This window comes from Flavobacterium ginsengisoli (assembly GCF_029625315.1).
Taxonomy (GTDB): Bacteria; Bacteroidota; Bacteroidia; order Flavobacteriales; family Flavobacteriaceae; genus Flavobacterium; species Flavobacterium ginsengisoli.
The window spans coordinates 2,643,232-2,660,622 of sequence record NZ_CP121110.1 but is presented as its reverse complement, the minus strand read 5'-3'; the positions used below and the strand labels follow the sequence as shown (position 1 = coordinate 2,660,622).

Genomic DNA, 17,391 nt, shown 5'->3' with positions numbered 1-17,391 from the left:
TGGTTTGTCAAATTTCTTTTTAGTTTGAGCTTGTACTGCAATTCCAATAAAAAGGAATGCTTGCTAATATTATATTTTTCATGATTAAGAATTTACAGTGATTAATTTCGCCGTTTCTTTGGCGCGTTCTATTACTTCGGTAATTGGAGTTGAAAGTGTATCATGGCTTAAAACAACTCCCATTCTTCGGTAAGGTCTAGAAGTTGGTTTTCCGAAAATTCTGAAATCAGTTTTCGGTAAAGCGGCTACTTTTTCGATTCCGGTAAAAGTCGGATTAGTTGAATCTTCAGATGCTAGAATTACAGCACTTGCTCCAGCTTTTTCTAAAGTAATTTCGAAAATAGGGAGGCTCAAAATGGCTCTTAAATGTAATTCAAATTCGTTGAAGTTCTGTGTTCCAGCTAAAGTTACCATTCCGGTATCGTGCGGACGAGGGGAAAGTTCAGAGAAATAAACACCTTCATTTGTTAAGAAAAACTCTACACCAAAAAGTCCGGCGCCACCAAGTGCTTCCGTAATTTTTTCAGCCATATCCTGAGCTTCATACAAATCTTTTTCTGAAACTAAAGCGGGTTGCCAGCTTTCCTGATAATCGCCTCTTTCTTGTCTGTGGCCAATTGGAGCGCAGAATAATGTCGGATTGTTATTTTGAGTAATCGTTAAAAACGTAATTTCTGAATGGAAATCGACAAAAGCTTCTACAATAACTTCGATAACATCGCCACGCGAACCTGCAACGGCATATTGCCATGCTTTTTCGATATCACTTTCTGTTTTGATTGTAGATTGTCCTTTTCCTGACGAAGACATTAATGGTTTTACCACGCATGGAATTCCAACTTCCTGAACGGCTTTTTGCAGTTCTTCTGCTGAAGTTGCGTATTGGTATTTTGCTGTTCTTAGTCCGAGTTCTTTTGCTTTGCTAAATCACGAATGGCTTTACGATTCATGGTAAAGTTTGCCGCTTTCGCTGAAGGAACAACGGTGATTCCTTGTTTTTCGTAATCGTAAAAACGTTCGGTGCGAATGGCTTCTATTTCAGGAACGATAAAATCTGGCTGGTGTTTGGCTACGATTCGGTCAAGTGCATCGCCGTCGAGCATATTGATGACTTCAAAGCCGTGTGCGACTTGCATGGCTGGTGCGTTTTCGTAACTGTCAACTGCAATTATGGTTTGTCCGATTCGTTGTGCGGCAATGACAAATTCTTTGCCTAATTCGCCTGAACCTAGGAGTAGTATTTTCATTTTGGAGTAGTGTATTGTTTGAGTAGTAAAAGTAGGGAAAAAGCTTTTTTTAACCGCAAAGTTCGCAAAGAATTACGCAAAGAGCGCTAAGTTTTTGTTTTTAAGTTAAATGAGAAAGCAAAAAAATCTCGCGCAGATTTTGCTGATCGAGCAGATTTATTTCTGTTTGAGATTTTAATTTTAAGACAAAGTAACCATGCAGTTTGTCATTTCGACGAAGGAGAAATCTCCACAAGTAGCTCTACAAAGATTGGCTTATTGGAACGGAGTTATTTGCGAAGATTTCTCCTTCGTCGAAATGACAAGATTGTGGAAATAACAGATTATTTAACCGCAAAGTCCGCAAAGAATTACGCAAAGAACGCAAGGTTTCGTTTTTAAGTAAAAGAAAAGGTTCGCAAAGATTAATTTTAAAATCTTTGCGAACCTTGCGTAATTCTTAGCGACCTTTGCGGTTAAACTTTTTTAATGAAAATGATCTTCTTCTATCTCAAATTCAGCATCTTTCTCCCAGATTTCCATTTCGCAAGGTTTGCAGTTGAATTTTAGTTTGTATTCAAGTTCGCCTTGTTTCAGTACTAATGGTTCTTTTACTTTAACACCAACTATATCTTTTTGGTGTATAGGGCATTTTTTAATTCGTATTTGATGCAATATTTTGTTGTCATTACACGAGATTTTCCTGGATCCCATTGTAATTCGAATGCTTTTTCGATTTCGGTAACACCGTGGCGTTCGTAGAATTTACGTGCTGTTTTGTTCGAAACGTTGTACATGAAATCCAATTTAGTTTCAGGATATGGATGTGACGTTTTTACTAATTGGTGTTCTTCACGAACGTAATTTGCCAAACGAATTTCTGATAATTGTTCGAAAACATTTCTTCTCATTTCGTTGATTTTTGAAATAGGAAGGAACCAGTTTTGTGAAAACATAATGTTAATTTCGTCAGCATTGTAAGGTGTGAAACCTGTTTTTGCCAATTGAACTTTTATGTTCTCTTCGATTGATTCGCCAGTTTTTGTTTGTTCTTTCGGATGCTCTAATTTTACTGTACTTACGTTTCCATCTTCGTCGGTTGCAATTAATTCAAAACCGTTTTCGTTTTCGGTAAGCAATAAAGTAGTTCCAATTTTACGGATTGCACTGTCTTCTCTTTCTACGATTTTGATGAAAGCAGCGTCGTTATTTCTATAGATGAAAGTTCCGTCTTTAATTTCTTTTAAAACGTTTGGATATACTTTTCCGTTCTCGGCTTTGTTTACGTAGATTCCGTCGGCTTCGTTATTTTCGTTGATGAAGCAAAGTCCGTCACCGTTGTTTAGTAATTCACCGTTTTCGATTTCGTAAGCATCTCCAATTGTTCGGATCAATTTACCAATATATTGTCCTTTTGATTTTGGACTTTCCCAAGAACCAATTGAGCTGTGTCTTTCGTTTACGAAATAATCGGTATAACCACGGTTGAAAGTCCTGCTTAAAGTTGAATCAAAAGTGTAGGTACATTTTCCAGAAGAAGCTTTGGTGTATTTGTCACTTCCTTCAAGATAACTGTCTAATTTTTGACGCAAATAAGATACGTTGTTTTTAACATAAGCAACGTCTTTTAATCTTCCTTCGATTTTGAAAGAAACGATTCCAGCCTCAATCAAATTCGGGATTTGATCTGAAACGTCTAAATCTTTAATAGAAAGCAAGTGGCTGTTTCTGATTAAAGTATCTCCGTTTCCGTCGATTAAATTATAAGGTAAACGGCAGTTTTGTGCACAAGAACCACGGTTCGCACTTCTTTCTCCGTTAGCCACACTCATATAGCAGTTTCCGCTGAAAGAAACACATAATGCTCCAGTTACGAAAAACTCTAATTCAACATCAGCGTGGTCGTATATTGTTTTAATTTGATGCAGATTTAATTCACGTGCTAAAACCACGCGCTTAATTCCAGCATCTTTTAAGAATTTAATTTTATCTGCGTCACGATTATTAGCTTGTGTACTGGCGTGAAGTACGATAGGAGGCAAGTCCATTTCCATAATCGCCATGTCCTGAATGATCAATGCATCGACACCAATATCATATAATTCCCAAATCATAGCGCGACAAGTTTCTAATTCGTTGTCGTATAAAATGGTATTCATTACTACAAAAACCTGGGCATTAAATAAATGTGCATATTTTACTAAAGCGGCAACATCTTCAATAGAGTTGTTGGCATTAGAACGTGCGCCAAATTGAGGTGCACCAATATATACAGCATCGGCACCGCTGTTAATAGCCGCCATTCCGCCAATTAAATCTCTAGCAGGAGCTAATATTTCGATTTTCTTCTTCATTTCTAAAACTTTAGACTTTTGTGGTATTCACGAAAAAAAGTGTGCAAAGGTCTAATAAATTATTCGAGTTTGCTAGCGATGAAGCGATTTTTTTGAAATTGTTAACTTAATATGGAATGATGATAAACGAAATTTTTGTTTATTTGGTTGGTTCGTAAATAAGCTGTACTACTCCAGATTTGAAAATATTAGTTTTAAGTAATGTTAATTCGAGTCGTTCTTTTAAGTCTTCAAATAATGGTTTGCCGTTTCCTAAAGCGATTGGATGAATTGATATTCTATAGGTGTCAATAAGATTTAATTGAATAAAAGTTTTAATAAGGCTTGCTCCGCCATAGAGCCAAATGTCACCCCCAGATTGAGTTTTGATCTCATTTACTTTTGTCGAAATATCAGAATTTATAAATGTTGCCTTGTTATCTTGTTTGCTTTGACTTGAAAAAACATATTTCTTTTTTGAATGTACTCCTTTCCAAAGCATTTGTTCGGTATTACTTGCATTTTCGTCCGGTTGATAATTACCCCAGGAATCATAACTTACCCGACCATAAAAGATAGTATCTATATCTGATAAAAATCCATCAAAGTCCATTTCCTCGTCCATAATGCACCAGTCAATCTCTCCATTTGGCCCCTCAATAAAACCATCTAAGGTCACAGCTAGATCTAGAATTACTTTTTTCACTTGTTAAATATTTTATGTTTGGTTTACTTTAATGTAAGGTAGTCTTTTTAATTTATATAAAACTAATCTAACGGAAAAGTATACCCTATAGCAAACACTCCGGTCGATTGTTTTGCGGCTGGATGAAAATACCCTGAAATCCCTATTTCAAAATTATTGTGTCTGCCGACTGCCAATCCAATACTGAAAGGAATATGTAATAAAACTGAGCTTTTGTTGAAATTAACATTTGGTGTAAAGGTTTCGAATTTGCCTATTGAAGTTCCGATTCCGCCTTCAATAAATGGCGCAACCCATGGAATTGGAGCGCAAAAACGAACTTTTCCACCCATTAAAAAAGCATTAGTTGTTACTTTATATTGAGGTTGATTCTGTATATTTTGATTTTTATCAACAGATTCAAAAATTGCACCAGCGTAGGGTCTTACGCTAAACCATGATTTTATTCCTATAATATATTCTCCTTGAAGATAAAGGCCGCCTCCCATAACATCTACTTCGTCTTGACTTCCATAATCTTCAATGTAATAAGAACTGCTAGATCCATAGCCTATTGAAGCTTTGATGAAATTGCCAGGTGCTTGTGCTTGTATTAATGGAGAAAATAAAATTGCAAATAGTAAAATGATATAAAAGCGTGAACTTAATGTCATATGGTTTTTTAGTTTTTTGGTTGTGAATTGGTTGAAACGAATGTAAGATTTATTTTCAGTTTAACAAATAAAAAAACTGCTCAATCCGAAGACTGAGCAGTTTTCAAAAAAAGCATGAATCGTTTAGCTTGCTCTCATTTTAATTTGTGATAAAGTATTTTGAATACTATTTAATTGCTTAGAAACAATGTAAATTTGATCGTGTTCCAAATGATTTTCTTCGAGTGCCATTTTGTATTTTTTAATAGCAGACTTCTTCACCAGTAATACAAGCATTTATGATAGATTCTGTATCACCGCCAGTAAATGCTGATTTTATATCTATCCATGTACGATGCAAGACTCCAAGCGGTCCTCCGCCAGAAGTATCTGTTGATTTTCCTAGTTTATTGATTTGGTTTTGCAATTCTACAATAAACAAGGCTCTTTCGCGCGCATATTCCAAGAAATCGGTTTTCATGGCTGGATTTTCTACATGTTCTGCTGCATCTGTATATCCTAGTTTTCCATCTTCAAGAATTGAAATTAATCCTTCCAAAGTTTTAACGGTTTCCTGTATGGTTTCATCTGTATGTATCATGACATATAATTTTTGAAATTAATATGTTACAAAGTTTGTAATTATAACATGCTTTCTTTTACAGGATTACAATCGAGGTTTTATAATATTGTAGAATGGGAATTTTGAAATTTACGCATTTATTTGTCCTGCAGATTTTGCAGATAAAGCAGATTTTTTCTCTTATTATGGTTTGCGTGAGGGATAGGAGCGATATCCTTTTTTGGCGGGGTTCGCCATAAAAGATATAGTGGATAGCCCGGCCGTAGGACACGCCCATAAAAAAAACAGCTTAAAGTATAAAAGTGATGAAACTTTTGAACCTTAAGCCGTTTTTATAAAAACTTAGAATATTGTTATGCAGTCAAAGCTTCTTTGATTCTGCGTAATGCTTCTTTTAAGATATCGTTGCTTGTTGCGTAAGAGAAACGAATACAGTTTGGATTCCCGAAAGCGTCACCAGTTACAGTTGCAACGTTAGCTTCTGCTAAAAGATACATCGAAACGTCGTTTGCATCTTTAATTTCGTGTCCTTTTAATGTTTTTCCGAAGAAAGAAGAAACGTCTGGGAATACGTAGAATGCACCTTCTGGAACGTTGATTTTTACTCCTGGAATTTCTTTTAATAATCCAACCACTAAATCTCTACGACCGTGGAAAGCCTCAACCATATGGTTTAATACGCTTGGATCAGCATCTACTGCAGTGATTGTAGCGCGTTGAGCCACAGAATTTGCACCAGAAGTTACTTGTCCTTGAATTTTTGTACACGCTTTTGCGATGAATTCTGGTGCTCCAATATAACCAATTCTGTATCCTGTCATTGCGAATGCTTTTGCAACTCCGTTTACAGTGATTGTTTTTTCTAACATTCCTGGAATAGATCCGATGTCGCAGAAAGTTCCTGAGAAATTGATGTGCTCATAAATTTCATCTGAAACGACATAAATATTTGGGTGTTTTTCTAGAACTTTTGCCAAAGCTGTTAATTCTTCTCTGCTGTAAACAGATCCAGATGGATTGCATGGAGAAGAGAACCACATCATTTTTGTTTTTGGTGTGATTGCGGCTTCTAATTGTTCTGGTGTCATTTTGAAATCTGTTTCTACAGAAGTCGGAACTTCAACTGGAACTCCACCAGAAAGTTTTACAATTTCGAAATAAGAAACCCAGTAAGGTGCTGGTAAAATAACCTCGTCACCATCGTTTAACATTACTTGTGCAATATTGTATAAAGATTGTTTTGCTCCTGTAGAAACTACGATTTGAGTTGGTTTGTACTCTAAATCATTATCTCTTTTGAATTTTCTGCAAATTGCTTCTCTTAGTTCAAGATAACCTTCTACTGGAGAATATGTGCTGTAATTTTCGTCTACTGCTTTTTTTACTGCTTCTTTAATGAAGTCTGGTGTATTGAAATCAGGCTCACCTAAACTTAAACTGATAATGTCTTTTCCTTGTGCTTTTAATTCACGTGCTAAAGCAGCCATTGCTAATGTTTGCGAAGTCGCTAAGTTGTTGATTCTGTCCGAAAGAATATGATTCATTATAAAATTTTTGAATGTCCTTAATTTGTCTGCGCCTATTAAGGAAGGTTAATTATTAATAGATTTTTTTTAGTTGCTAAACCGCTAATTTTGGTTTCATTCCCAAATCACGTAGATGCTTAAAGTGAGCAATAACAGCACTTCGCATTGTTTTGTATTCATAATATGGTAAATCACATTCTTTTGCTGTTTCTTTTACAATTTTTGCAATTTTACCGTAATGAATATGACTGATATTTGGAAAAATATGATGTTCTATTTGATGGTTTAATCCTCCGGTATACCAATTTACGATTGCATTTTTAGGTGCAAAATTAGTTGTTGTGTATAATTGGTGAACCGCCCAAGTATTATCCATTTCTCCTAATTCATTAGGAGTTGGATTTGTAGTATGATCCACAACGTGTGCCAATTGAAATACCACGCTCAGGATTAATCCTGCGGTGTAATGCATTGCGAAAAATCCAAGAAGCACTTTCCACCATGTAATCCCGATTAAGATTGGTAAAACAATCCATATCGAAACATAAATCATTTTGGTGATGATTAAAGTGGTCCAAAGAATCTTCGGGCTTTTTGGCTCGCCATAAGATAATTTTCTTTTTAAGTAGTTTCTCATTTGCTTAAAATCGGTAGTTAATGCCCAATTAAATGTCAATAAACCGTATAAGAAAACAGAGTAATAATGTTGAAAACGATGAAAGCGATGCCATTCTGCATGTTCTGTAAAACGAATAATCCTTCCTGCATCTAGATCCTCATCATGACCAGGGATATTAGTATAAGTATGATGAAGAACATTGTGTTGTACTTGCCAGTTATAAACATTTCCGGCCAAAACATAAATTGTTCCGCCCATAAATTTATTAATCCAGCTTTTTGTAGAATAAGAACCATGATTACCATCGTGCATGACATTCATTCCAACACCAGCCATTCCAATACCCATTACGATTGATAAAAGCAACATTACCCAAAAAGGCATGTTAAGCGTAAGGATTAAAAAGTAAGGGGTTAAAAAAACAGCAAATAGAATAACAGCTTTTAAATGTAACTGCCAGTTTCCGGTTTTTTTTATATTATTTTCTTTAAAGTAATTGTTAACGCGAGAGTTAAGCGTTCTAAAGAACTTTAAATTGTCTTGCCGTGCAAAAGTTGGAGCAGTGTTATTCATAATTGTTTTAAATAGATTTCAAAGGTAATTATTATAAATTCTCAATTTGCAAAATTGAGTTAAATATTTCAATCGTAAAGTAGTACTTTTGTTAAAAATTTAGAGCAATGGATGAGATATTGAAATATTTTCCAAATTTGACCGATCTTCAAATCGAACAATTTCAAAAATTAGACTTTTTATACCACGATTGGAATGAAAAAATCAATGTTATTTCGCGTAAAGACATCGATTCATTATATACAAAACACATTTTGCATTCCTTAGGAATTGCTAAGGTTATGAAATTCGAACCTGGAACAACCGTTTTAGATGTTGGAACTGGTGGAGGTTTTCCCGAATTCCGTTAGCAATTCTGTTTCCGGAAACTCGTTTTTATTTAATTGATGTTATCGCAAAAAAAATAAAAGTGGTTCAAGGTGTTGCTGATGCGTTAGAATTAAAGAATGTAAAAGCAGAACAAAAACGTGCTGAATTGGTAAAAGGCGATTTCGATTTTATTGTAAGCCGTGCTGTAACTAATATGCCAGATTTTGTTTCTTGGATAAAAGATAAAATTAAAAAGCGACACAAGCACAAATTAAAGAATGGTATTCTTTATTTAAAAGGAGGTGATTTAACGGAAGAATTGAAAGATTTTCCAAGTGCCACCTTGTATGATTTGGCTGATTTTTTTGAAGATGAATTTTTTGAAACCAAAAAAGTAGTCCATCTTCCTTTAAAGTTTAAACCTTAAATAAAATAACCCGATTAGTATTTTCTAATCGGGTTATTTTTCAATTAAAAATTAGGAAGCTTTCTTTGAAAAATTAAGAAAGGTATTTGCCTTTGGATCTAAATTGTCAATAAAATTATGAATTGCATTTTCTGATGCTTCAACGCTATATTGAAATTCGGGTCAAAGAAAAATTCTCTCGAAATTAAAGGTTCATGTGAAGAATCATAAATAGCTTCATCACTTTCATCCAATTTATCATTTTTATACGGATTAGGATGAGAATGAGTCAACTTGATAATAGTTTGTTCAAACCAATTGTTGAAATTCTTTCTTTTAGGTGTAATATGATATGCTAGCAGAACCAGTCCAACAAGGTCATTTTGTAAAAAGAATGAACCTTTTCTGTATCTAGCATCAATTATTCTAACATTCATTAGAGCAATCCAAAGTGCTCCATCTACCGAACCATTTGCTGGTATTTCAAATTCGGTATCAAATAATAAAGGATTTGTCTGCTCAAGATTATTAATAGAGCACCAAAGTGCCTCAATACGTTTTTGTGTGTCGTGCGTAGCTTGACTATAACCCGTAAAGCGCCAGTAAATCCATTCTAATAGTGCTGCTGTTAGCCCCATAGAACCTTTATGATTAATCTGCATTAAAGTCTTTTCAAGTTCTTCATTTCCTTCGACGCAATCTAAAAGTTTATTTATTTTCTTTTTTGTCCATTTATAATTAATTGGGTGGCCTATACTTTTTGATTCCATAATAACTTTTGGAACATTGTTTAAATTTCTCATGTTTATATAGTTTGTTTTATAATATCTCTTAATGTTGTTTAATATTGAAACAAATTTATGAGGATAAGTTTTTTTTGAACGGAACAAGAAGCTTTAAAAGTATCAAAATAAGGTATTTGTGTTTTTAAAGTGTTGATTTATAATTAAATAAGAAAAGTATTACAAATAATATTTACAGGAAAAACTTGAAAAATTATCACTTATTATAATAGACATTTTGTCGATTTTTTTTGCTACAAAAGCAAAAGCGGGAATTTCAAATGAAATTCCCGCTTTTTATAATATAAACTCTAAAAACAGATTATCCTAAGAAAGGGTATCTGTAATCTTCTGGAGTTACAAAAGTTTCTTTGATAGTTCTTGGAGAAGCCCAACGCAATAAGTTCAATGCAGAACCTGCTTTATCATTAGTTCCAGAAGCTCTTGCTCCACCAAATGGTTGCATTCCTACAACAGCTCCAGTTGGTTTGTCGTTAATGTAGAAGTTACCTGCGGCGTTTTGTAATTTAGTTGTAGCAACTTCAATAGCATAACGATCTTGGCTAAATACGGCTCCTGTTAAAGCGTACTCAGAAGTAGTGTCAACTAATTCAAGAGTTTCTTCCCATTTAGCATCTTCGTAAACGTAGATTGTGATAACTGGTCCAAATAACTCAGTTTCCATTGTAGTATATTTTGGGTTTGTAGTTACAATAACCGTTGGTTCAATAAAGTATCCAACAGATTTATCATAATTTCCTCCAACGATGATTTCTGCATCAGCATCTTTTTTAGCTTGGTCAATATAGCTAGCTAATTTGTCAAAAGAACCTTCGTGAATAACTGCTGTAATGAAGTTTCCGAAATCTTCTGGAGATCCCATTTTCATAGATTTTACATCAGCTATTAATTGCCCTTTTACAGCTGGCCATAAACTTTGTGGAATATAAGCTCTAGAAGCTGCAGAACATTTTTGTCCTTGGAATTCAAATGCTCCACGAGTAATTCCTGTAGCTACTTGTTTTACGTTTGCGCTTGGGTGAGCAATGATAAAATCTTTACCTCCAGTTTCACCAACAATTCTTGGGTATGTTTTGTAATTGTTAATGTTTGCACCAATTTTAGCCCAAATATCTTTAAATACGTGAGTTGATCCTGTAAAGTGAACACCAGCAAAATCACGGCTAGCCAAAACAGTATCTGTAATCATTAAAGCATCTCCAAAAACTACGTTGATAACGCCGTCTGGAACTCCTGCTTCTTTGAAAACATCAACGATAACTTTTGCTGAAAATACTTGGCTATCACTTGGTTTCCAAACTACAACGTTACCCATCATAGCTGCACTTGCAGGAAGGTTTGCAGCGATAGCAGTAAAGTTGAATGGAGTAATTGCGTAAACAAAACCTTCTAAAGGTCTATATTCTAAACGATTCCAGACAGTAGAGTCTGATTTTGGTTGATCGTTGTAGATTTGAGTCATGAACTCAACATTGTAACGTAAGAAGTCGATTAACTCGCAAGAAGAATCGATTTCTGCTTGGTGAATATTTTTAGACTGACCAATCATTGTAGCGGCGTTAATGCGAGCTCTGTATGGTCCAGCGATAAGTTCAGCAACTTTTAAGAAAATAGCAACGACGTTGTTCCCATGCCATGTTTGCCCATTTTTTTCTTGCTTCAAGTGCGTTTGCAATTGCTTTTTCAATATGTTGTTTTTCAGCTAAATGGTATTTTCCAACAACATGTTTGTGGTCGTGTGGAGCTGTAATGTTTCTTGTGTTTCCAGTTCTAATTTCTTCGCTTCCAATATATAAAGGAACGTCAATTTGAGAATTCCACATTGTGGTATAAGCAGCCTGAACAGCAACTTTTTCTGGTGAGTTTGGTGCGTAGCTTTTTACAGGCTCGTTTACCGCTTTTGGTACATGAAAAAATCCTTTAAGCATGTTATTTAAAATTTGTGAATTAGACAATTTAAAGTCAGACGATTTGTTTTGTTACGAATAATCTAACGCTGCACAAAAGTACAAAGGATAAATTAATAAATTGACAATTTTATGATTAAGATAACGATAAATGCTATAGATGTAAACTATATCTTAATTTAATGCAAAAGGAGCACACATTCTAAAAGTTGGAACAATTACTTTGAATGTTTTTGTTGTAGTAAAATTGATCATGTTAAAATGACCTTTCATTGCGCCGTAAGGAGACGATAATAAACAGCCAGAACTGTATGTATGGTTTTCGCCAGGTTTTAGAACTGGTTTTTTACCAATTACACCTTCACCGTCTACCACTTCCAAATCATTTAAAGAATCAAAAATTTCCCAGTGGCGAGAAGTTAATTGTACAGAGTCTTTACTATGATTTTCGATGGTAACTACGTAGCTAAAAGCAAAATGAATCTTGTAGTTTTTGAAGTATGTACCTTCAAAACTAGTCAAAACAGATATTTTTATGCCTCGTGTAATTTGAGAAACCATACTAACGCCGTATATATGTGAGTGTTATAGTGGCAAAGCTACGAAAAAAAATCGTTTAACCTAAAACCTTAACATTGTTTTAATTGACTATATTGATAGAGTTTGCATTTCCTTTTCCAATTACACGCTGATAACGATCTGTTGCTTCTTTGTAATAAACCAAGATGGTGTACTCGTTTTCAGTCTGATAAAAGTTTCCGTCAATGGCATTTTCAAAATCAATAACCTCTTTTTTGTCTGCAACGGTATATTGAAAATTAGTAAAACCCTGCTTAATCATAATGGCTTTTTCAAAAACTGCTTTATCAGTATTGTAATCCATTTTGTATTCTGGAGAAAGGCTGTAATTATTGAACATTCCTGTAATATAAATATCTTTATTCATTCTAAAAGCAGGCGCAGAAAGCGTAAAATAAACCCACGCATAATCAGCTTCAATATCGTTGTTAGATCCATTAATGTTCTTTACCACAAAGTTTCCGTTTACATCTTCATAATTAGTATAAATCTGATTTCCTCTTGCGGCATTGGTGTATAAAAATGAATTATAGATATCATTGTTCGAGCCTATTTTAGCAACATTATTACTGGCTGCGCGAATGTCTTTATTTTCAAAATATAAAAACTCATTTCCTCCCCAAAATTGAGTTTCTTTGTCATATTTGTAAATAAGCTGATTGCCAATGGTGTATTGAGGAACAATGTTTTTTATCTCAGTTTGAAAGTTTCCATTTTGCAATAAAAGCACTTTTACATTCTGCAATGGAGTCTGAAAAGCAATATCATTTGATAAAATTGTAAATTCTAGATTCTGCTTGTAATCAATATTACTCAGATTACGGCTTCTTTTTACTTGTACTCCAACGGTACAATGATTTTCATATAAAATAAATTTTCTTGAGAAAACGAGTTCCCGATCTTCATTTAAAATCCGAAGCATATAATTTCCCGAAAGACGTATTTGTTGTGTAAACTGATTCGGAAAAGTAAGCCTATAATGAGTATATACTTGAAGTGTATTAAACGAATTAGAAAAGTCTGTAATTCTCTGGTTATCCATGCCGACAACGTAGTCTGTTTTTGGAATAGCTGTTGGAATCCAATTGTAATCGCAATGAATGATTTCAAAATAATAATTAGCTTCATTGCCAAACAAATCATCAAATTGAAATGAAAATCCAGAACCCAATTCGAAAATTGGCGGAACATTACTTCCATTTTGAATAAAAGAAACCGTTTTAATATTATAAGGAGGATCAATTTCTTTTTCTTGAGCTTTCGCTAAAGTGAAAATAAAAAGGAAAATAAAGCTTGTATATAAAAATTTTGGCATCGTATTTTGTTGTAAGATTTGTAAATATAACAATTTTATACAACGAAAAAGATGCCAATCTGTTGGGTTTAACAATTACGAGCCTAAAATGTATTCTAAGTTACCTTCAATCTCATCATTGATGTAACTTTCTTCCAAAAGAGAATCTGATAATAGCTTTTTATTTTCTTGCAGTTTGATGATTTTTTCCTCAACTGTGTTTTTCGAAATAAATCGAACAACGTTAACTTTATTCATTTGTCCAATTCTATGCGCACGTCCAACGCCTTGTTTTTCGGCGAAAGGATTCCACCAAGGATCCAAGAATAAAACGTAAGAAGCTTTCGTAATATTTAAACCAACTCCACCTGCTTTTAATGAAATAAAGAACAATAACGGATTTTCTTTTTCTTGAAACATCTTCACCTGCTGTTCTCTTTTATCTGCTGGCGTTTCGCCAGTAATTTCGCAGAATTCAATTTTGTTTTCCTTACACCAATCGGTATAAAAATTCAAATTGGTAACAAACGAACTAAAGATGATCACCTTTTGTTTTGCTTTTACCAAGTTTTCTAGATAATTAGTAACAGCAATAAATTTTCCAGAATCAATTTCAGAATCTGCATCAACCATTTTTGGGTGATTACTTAACTGACGCAATTTCATCAACGTATTAATAATACTGATTTTATCAGGAGATCCATCCGTTTTGAGTAAGAAATTACGAGCTTTAGATTTTTCTTTTTCGTATAATTTTTCCTGTTCAGGATCCATGTCGCAGTAATAAATCTGCTCTGTTAATTCTGGTAAATCTTTTAAAACCTGTTCTTTGGTTCGTCTTAAAATATAAGGTTGAATGAGGTTTTTCAATTCTGATAAAACTTCTTCATTCTGTTTTTTCTCAATCGGATTTTTGAAATTTTCCATGAAAAAGGCATAAGTTCCCAAAATATCAGGATTGATAAACTGCATTTGTGACCATAAATCGTCAAGCGAATTTTCGATTGGTGTTCCGCTTAAAGCAATTTTATGTCCCGTACTAATTTTATTTATAGCTTTAAAAATCTTAGAATTTTTGTTTTTGATGTATTGGCTCTCGTCCAAAATCAGATAACGGAAATCGTACTTTTCTAAAATTGAAATATCACGATGAATAATGCTGTAACTTGTAAAAATCAAGTCGGTCGAATTGATTCTGCTTGCTAAAGATTTTCTGTCGTTACCAACATATTGCATTTTCGAAAAGTGAGGCGTGAATTTTCCAGCTTCATTAAACCAGTTAAAAACCAAAGAAGAAGGAAGAACAATTAGAGCTTTTAATGGTTCTCTTTCTACAGTTGTTTCGTTCGAAAACAAATCAAAATTGGTGGTTTTGGTTGTAAAGCCTAATTGTTCCTGTACGGAAACCAAAACAGATAAAGTCTGCAATGTTTTTCCTAGTCCCATATCGTCGGCTAAACAAGCTCCCATGTTAGAATTGAAGTGTCCTAAAAGCCATTTTACACCCTCAATTTGATACGGTCGTAGAGTTGCTTTTATCAAGTCTGAAGCAGTAAATTCGGCCTGATGAATTTGATCTAAATCACTGTCAATTTCTGAAATTCCGTCTAAAGCTGTAAAATTGCTTTTGCGTAACAAAAGAACTCCATTTTCTGTTTTAGCTAATTTCGCCAAAGAACCATATTTGCTAAACCATTCTAACGGAATCAAAAAGTAGTTTCCGTCAGGCAAAGGGAAAAGTCTTTCTTTGCTTTTTATGTTTGGAATAATTTCGCTGAAATTAATCTTATAATTTCCAACCGTGATGATGATTTTAATATCAAACCAATCTCCAGTTGTTTCTTTAGAAGCAGAAATACTGTGGTTTTCAGTGATAATTTCTTTGCTTTCCAGTTTTAAGTTTTCAATGTTAAAGCCTAGATCTTTCAGTTTTTCTTTATTGTCAATTATCAATTGAATGTTGATATAAGGATCTGAATTTTCAGCATCAGAAATTAATCCAAATAATTCATTTTTGATTTTTTCTAAACCAACTTCGAATAGTTTTTCTGCATATGAATTTTCATCAGCGCTTCGTTTAAACTGAATGATTCGAGGTTCATTGGCAACGCTGAAATCTACAAATGAATGTGTTTTTTTTGTTTTGCTTCCATCAAAAATATATCCGTTATAATCAAAATAAAGATTGAGATAATAACAGTTTTTAAAGAAATCAAAAACAGGCTGAATCGTACAAGAAGCGATTTGGTCACGAAGTTCAATTTCAAAACCATTGGCATCAATGTCAATTTTTTTAGCTATTTCGGGAATGAAATTTTTAAAATAATCATCAACCAATTTTGAAGGAATCTCGATTGATTTTTTCTTTAAAAATGGAGTCAGTTTTTTACCGTTTAACTCTTTTAATTGTCCTAGTTTTTTATTGACAATCAACCAGCCAGGTTCATCAGAAAGAATATCTACTTTATTGTCCATTGGCAAAAATGTAGTCTCGTTTTCTTTTAAAGAAAGGGTATAAGTGATTCCTTCTGAATGTTTATCGAACTGAATTTGAGGTTCAAAATCTAATGGATCGATGCTGACTCTTGAACGATAAAAATCTTTTTCGGGTCCTAAATCAATAGACAGCGGATATTGCTCTTGAACAATTAAACTGTAAAACGGACTTAAATTAATTTTTAAATGCTGGCGAATAGCAAAATCAATTTTAGAATCTTTCTGCAAATCGGCAATTGTTTTGGCTGATTTTACTTTTGTGCTAAATTTTTTAAATACAAATTCAGGTTTTAAAGATTCGCAAATAGTAAGAATCTTTTTTGAATTGTGATCTAAAGTTTCATAATCAATACCAAAACTCTCCAGCACGCCTTTGGTTGCTTTTTTGTCAAGATATTTGATTTCGCTTGTATTTTCGACAATATACGCTGTTGGGATATAGGCGTTCAGATTTTTTTCAAAACTGATGTCAAAACAGAACTGAAAGGATTTTGTAGGTTCCAAGGTTTAGGGATTTGGTTAGGCTTGTATTTTAAGATTGGGCAAAAAAAGAAAGAGTTTTCAAAATATCAATAATTTGAAAACTCTTTTTAATGAACTTATATCACTTATTTGATGAAAAATTAGTTTTCCTGTTTAAAGCAAAGCGGAATAATTTCGCCCTTTGCTAAACAGTATTTTTCAACCAATTCTGGTGCAATTTTATTGGTATAATCTTCTTCGATAACAATAAAACCAATGCTTCTTAATTTGTCAAAATAATCGCGTCCGTAAACACGCACGTGATCGTATTGTCCGAAGATTTTAGCACGTTCTTTTTGATCTGTAATAGAATCATCTGCAAATGTAACTTCACGAGATAAATCTTGAGGAATCTGCAAAATTGCCATTCCGCCAGGCTTTAAAACTCTGAATAATTCCTGCATTGCTTTTGTGTCATCAGGAATATGTTCTAAAACGTGATTGCATAAAATAACATCATATTCATTGTCTTTGAAAGGTAAATTGCAGATATCTGCTTTTACATCTGCCAAAGGAGAAAGTAAATCGGTTGTTGTATAATCAAGGTTTTTTTGCTTACGGAATCTTTTATAAAAAGCTTGTTCTGGGGCAAAATGCAATACTTTTTTTGGCGCTGTAAAAAAATCAGTCTGATCGTTTAAATACAACCAAAGCAAACGGTGTCTTTCTAAAGAAAGTGTACTTGGCGAAAGTACATTATTACGCTGTTTTCCGTATCCGTAAGGCAAAAACGATTTAAAGCTTTTTCCGTCAATTGGATCTGTAAATTTATCTCCTTTTAAAGAGAAAGCTAAAATTGGACGCGCCACATAACTCAAACGAATTAATATTGGACGCGGGATTGTATTTAAAACTAATTTGAAAAGTTTTTTCACTG

At 33.8% G+C, this 17,391-nt stretch carries 10 protein-coding genes and 4 pseudogenes; 1 reads left to right on the top strand and 13 read right to left on the bottom strand.

Features of this window, described 5'->3' with window-relative positions; translation table 11 throughout:
* Positions 1-84: 84 nt before the first annotated feature.
* The 7 genes and pseudogenes from purT to P5P87_RS12350 form a co-directional block, all read right to left on the bottom strand.
* A pseudogene (gene purT, locus P5P87_RS12380) lies at positions 85-1,247 on the bottom strand (formate-dependent phosphoribosylglycinamide formyltransferase).
* Between the two features lie 465 nt (positions 1,248-1,712).
* Positions 1,713-3,580 (bottom strand): annotated as a pseudogene (locus P5P87_RS12375) (peptidase U32 family protein).
* Positions 3,581-3,719: 139 nt separating this feature from the next.
* The gene (locus P5P87_RS12370) at positions 3,720-4,265 is read right to left on the bottom strand and encodes a dihydrofolate reductase family protein (RefSeq protein WP_198854393.1); all 546 of its coding nucleotides are present in this window, start codon (positions 4,263-4,265) and stop codon (positions 3,720-3,722) included.
* Between the two features lie 62 nt (positions 4,266-4,327).
* Positions 4,328-4,918: a hypothetical protein gene (locus P5P87_RS12365; protein ID WP_278022729.1), complete on the bottom strand. Its 591-nt coding sequence runs from the start codon at positions 4,916-4,918 to the stop codon at positions 4,328-4,330.
* Between the two features lie 241 nt (positions 4,919-5,159).
* A complete protein-coding gene (locus P5P87_RS12360; RefSeq protein ID WP_278022728.1) occupies positions 5,160-5,498 on the bottom strand; it encodes a ferritin-like domain-containing protein in 339 nt (112 codons plus the stop codon).
* A 335-nt stretch (positions 5,499-5,833) separates the two neighbouring features.
* Positions 5,834-7,024 (bottom strand): pyridoxal phosphate-dependent aminotransferase, encoded by a 1,191-nt coding sequence (locus P5P87_RS12355; RefSeq protein ID WP_278022727.1) that lies wholly within the window; start codon positions 7,022-7,024, stop codon positions 5,834-5,836.
* Between the two features lie 76 nt (positions 7,025-7,100).
* A complete protein-coding gene (locus P5P87_RS12350) occupies positions 7,101-8,198 on the bottom strand; it encodes a fatty acid desaturase family protein (RefSeq protein WP_198854390.1) in 1,098 nt (365 codons plus the stop codon).
* 107 nt (positions 8,199-8,305) lie between these two features.
* Here P5P87_RS12350 and rsmG point away from each other — a divergent pair.
* Positions 8,306-8,934, top strand: a pseudogene (gene rsmG / locus P5P87_RS12345) (16S rRNA (guanine(527)-N(7))-methyltransferase RsmG).
* Between the two features lie 98 nt (positions 8,935-9,032).
* On the opposite strand, the gene P5P87_RS12340 reads toward rsmG, so the two are convergent.
* The 6 genes and pseudogenes from P5P87_RS12340 to P5P87_RS12315 all read right to left on the bottom strand — a co-directional run bounded on the left by P5P87_RS12340 (position 9,033) and on the right by P5P87_RS12315 (position 17,389).
* The gene (locus tag P5P87_RS12340; RefSeq protein WP_278022726.1) at positions 9,033-9,716 is read right to left on the bottom strand and encodes a hypothetical protein; all 684 of its coding nucleotides are present in this window, start codon (positions 9,714-9,716) and stop codon (positions 9,033-9,035) included.
* 301 nt (positions 9,717-10,017) lie between these two features.
* Positions 10,018-11,644 (bottom strand): annotated as a pseudogene (gene pruA / locus P5P87_RS12335) (L-glutamate gamma-semialdehyde dehydrogenase).
* A gap of 153 nt (positions 11,645-11,797) precedes the next feature.
* Positions 11,798-12,184, bottom strand: a complete 387-nt coding sequence (gene apaG / locus P5P87_RS12330) for a Co2+/Mg2+ efflux protein ApaG (RefSeq protein WP_008467225.1) — start codon at positions 12,182-12,184, stop codon at positions 11,798-11,800.
* A 79-nt stretch (positions 12,185-12,263) separates the two neighbouring features.
* Complete coding sequence (locus tag P5P87_RS12325) at positions 12,264-13,517, bottom strand: type IX secretion system plug protein (protein ID WP_278022725.1); 1,254 nt, start codon at positions 13,515-13,517, stop codon at positions 12,264-12,266.
* 75 nt (positions 13,518-13,592) lie between these two features.
* Positions 13,593-16,496, bottom strand: coding sequence for a DEAD/DEAH box helicase (locus P5P87_RS12320; protein WP_278022724.1), 2,904 nt, complete (start codon positions 16,494-16,496; stop codon positions 13,593-13,595).
* A gap of 119 nt (positions 16,497-16,615) precedes the next feature.
* Positions 16,616-17,389: a class I SAM-dependent methyltransferase gene (locus P5P87_RS12315; protein WP_111376726.1), complete on the bottom strand. Its 774-nt coding sequence runs from the start codon at positions 17,387-17,389 to the stop codon at positions 16,616-16,618.
* Positions 17,390-17,391 lie beyond the last annotated feature (2 nt).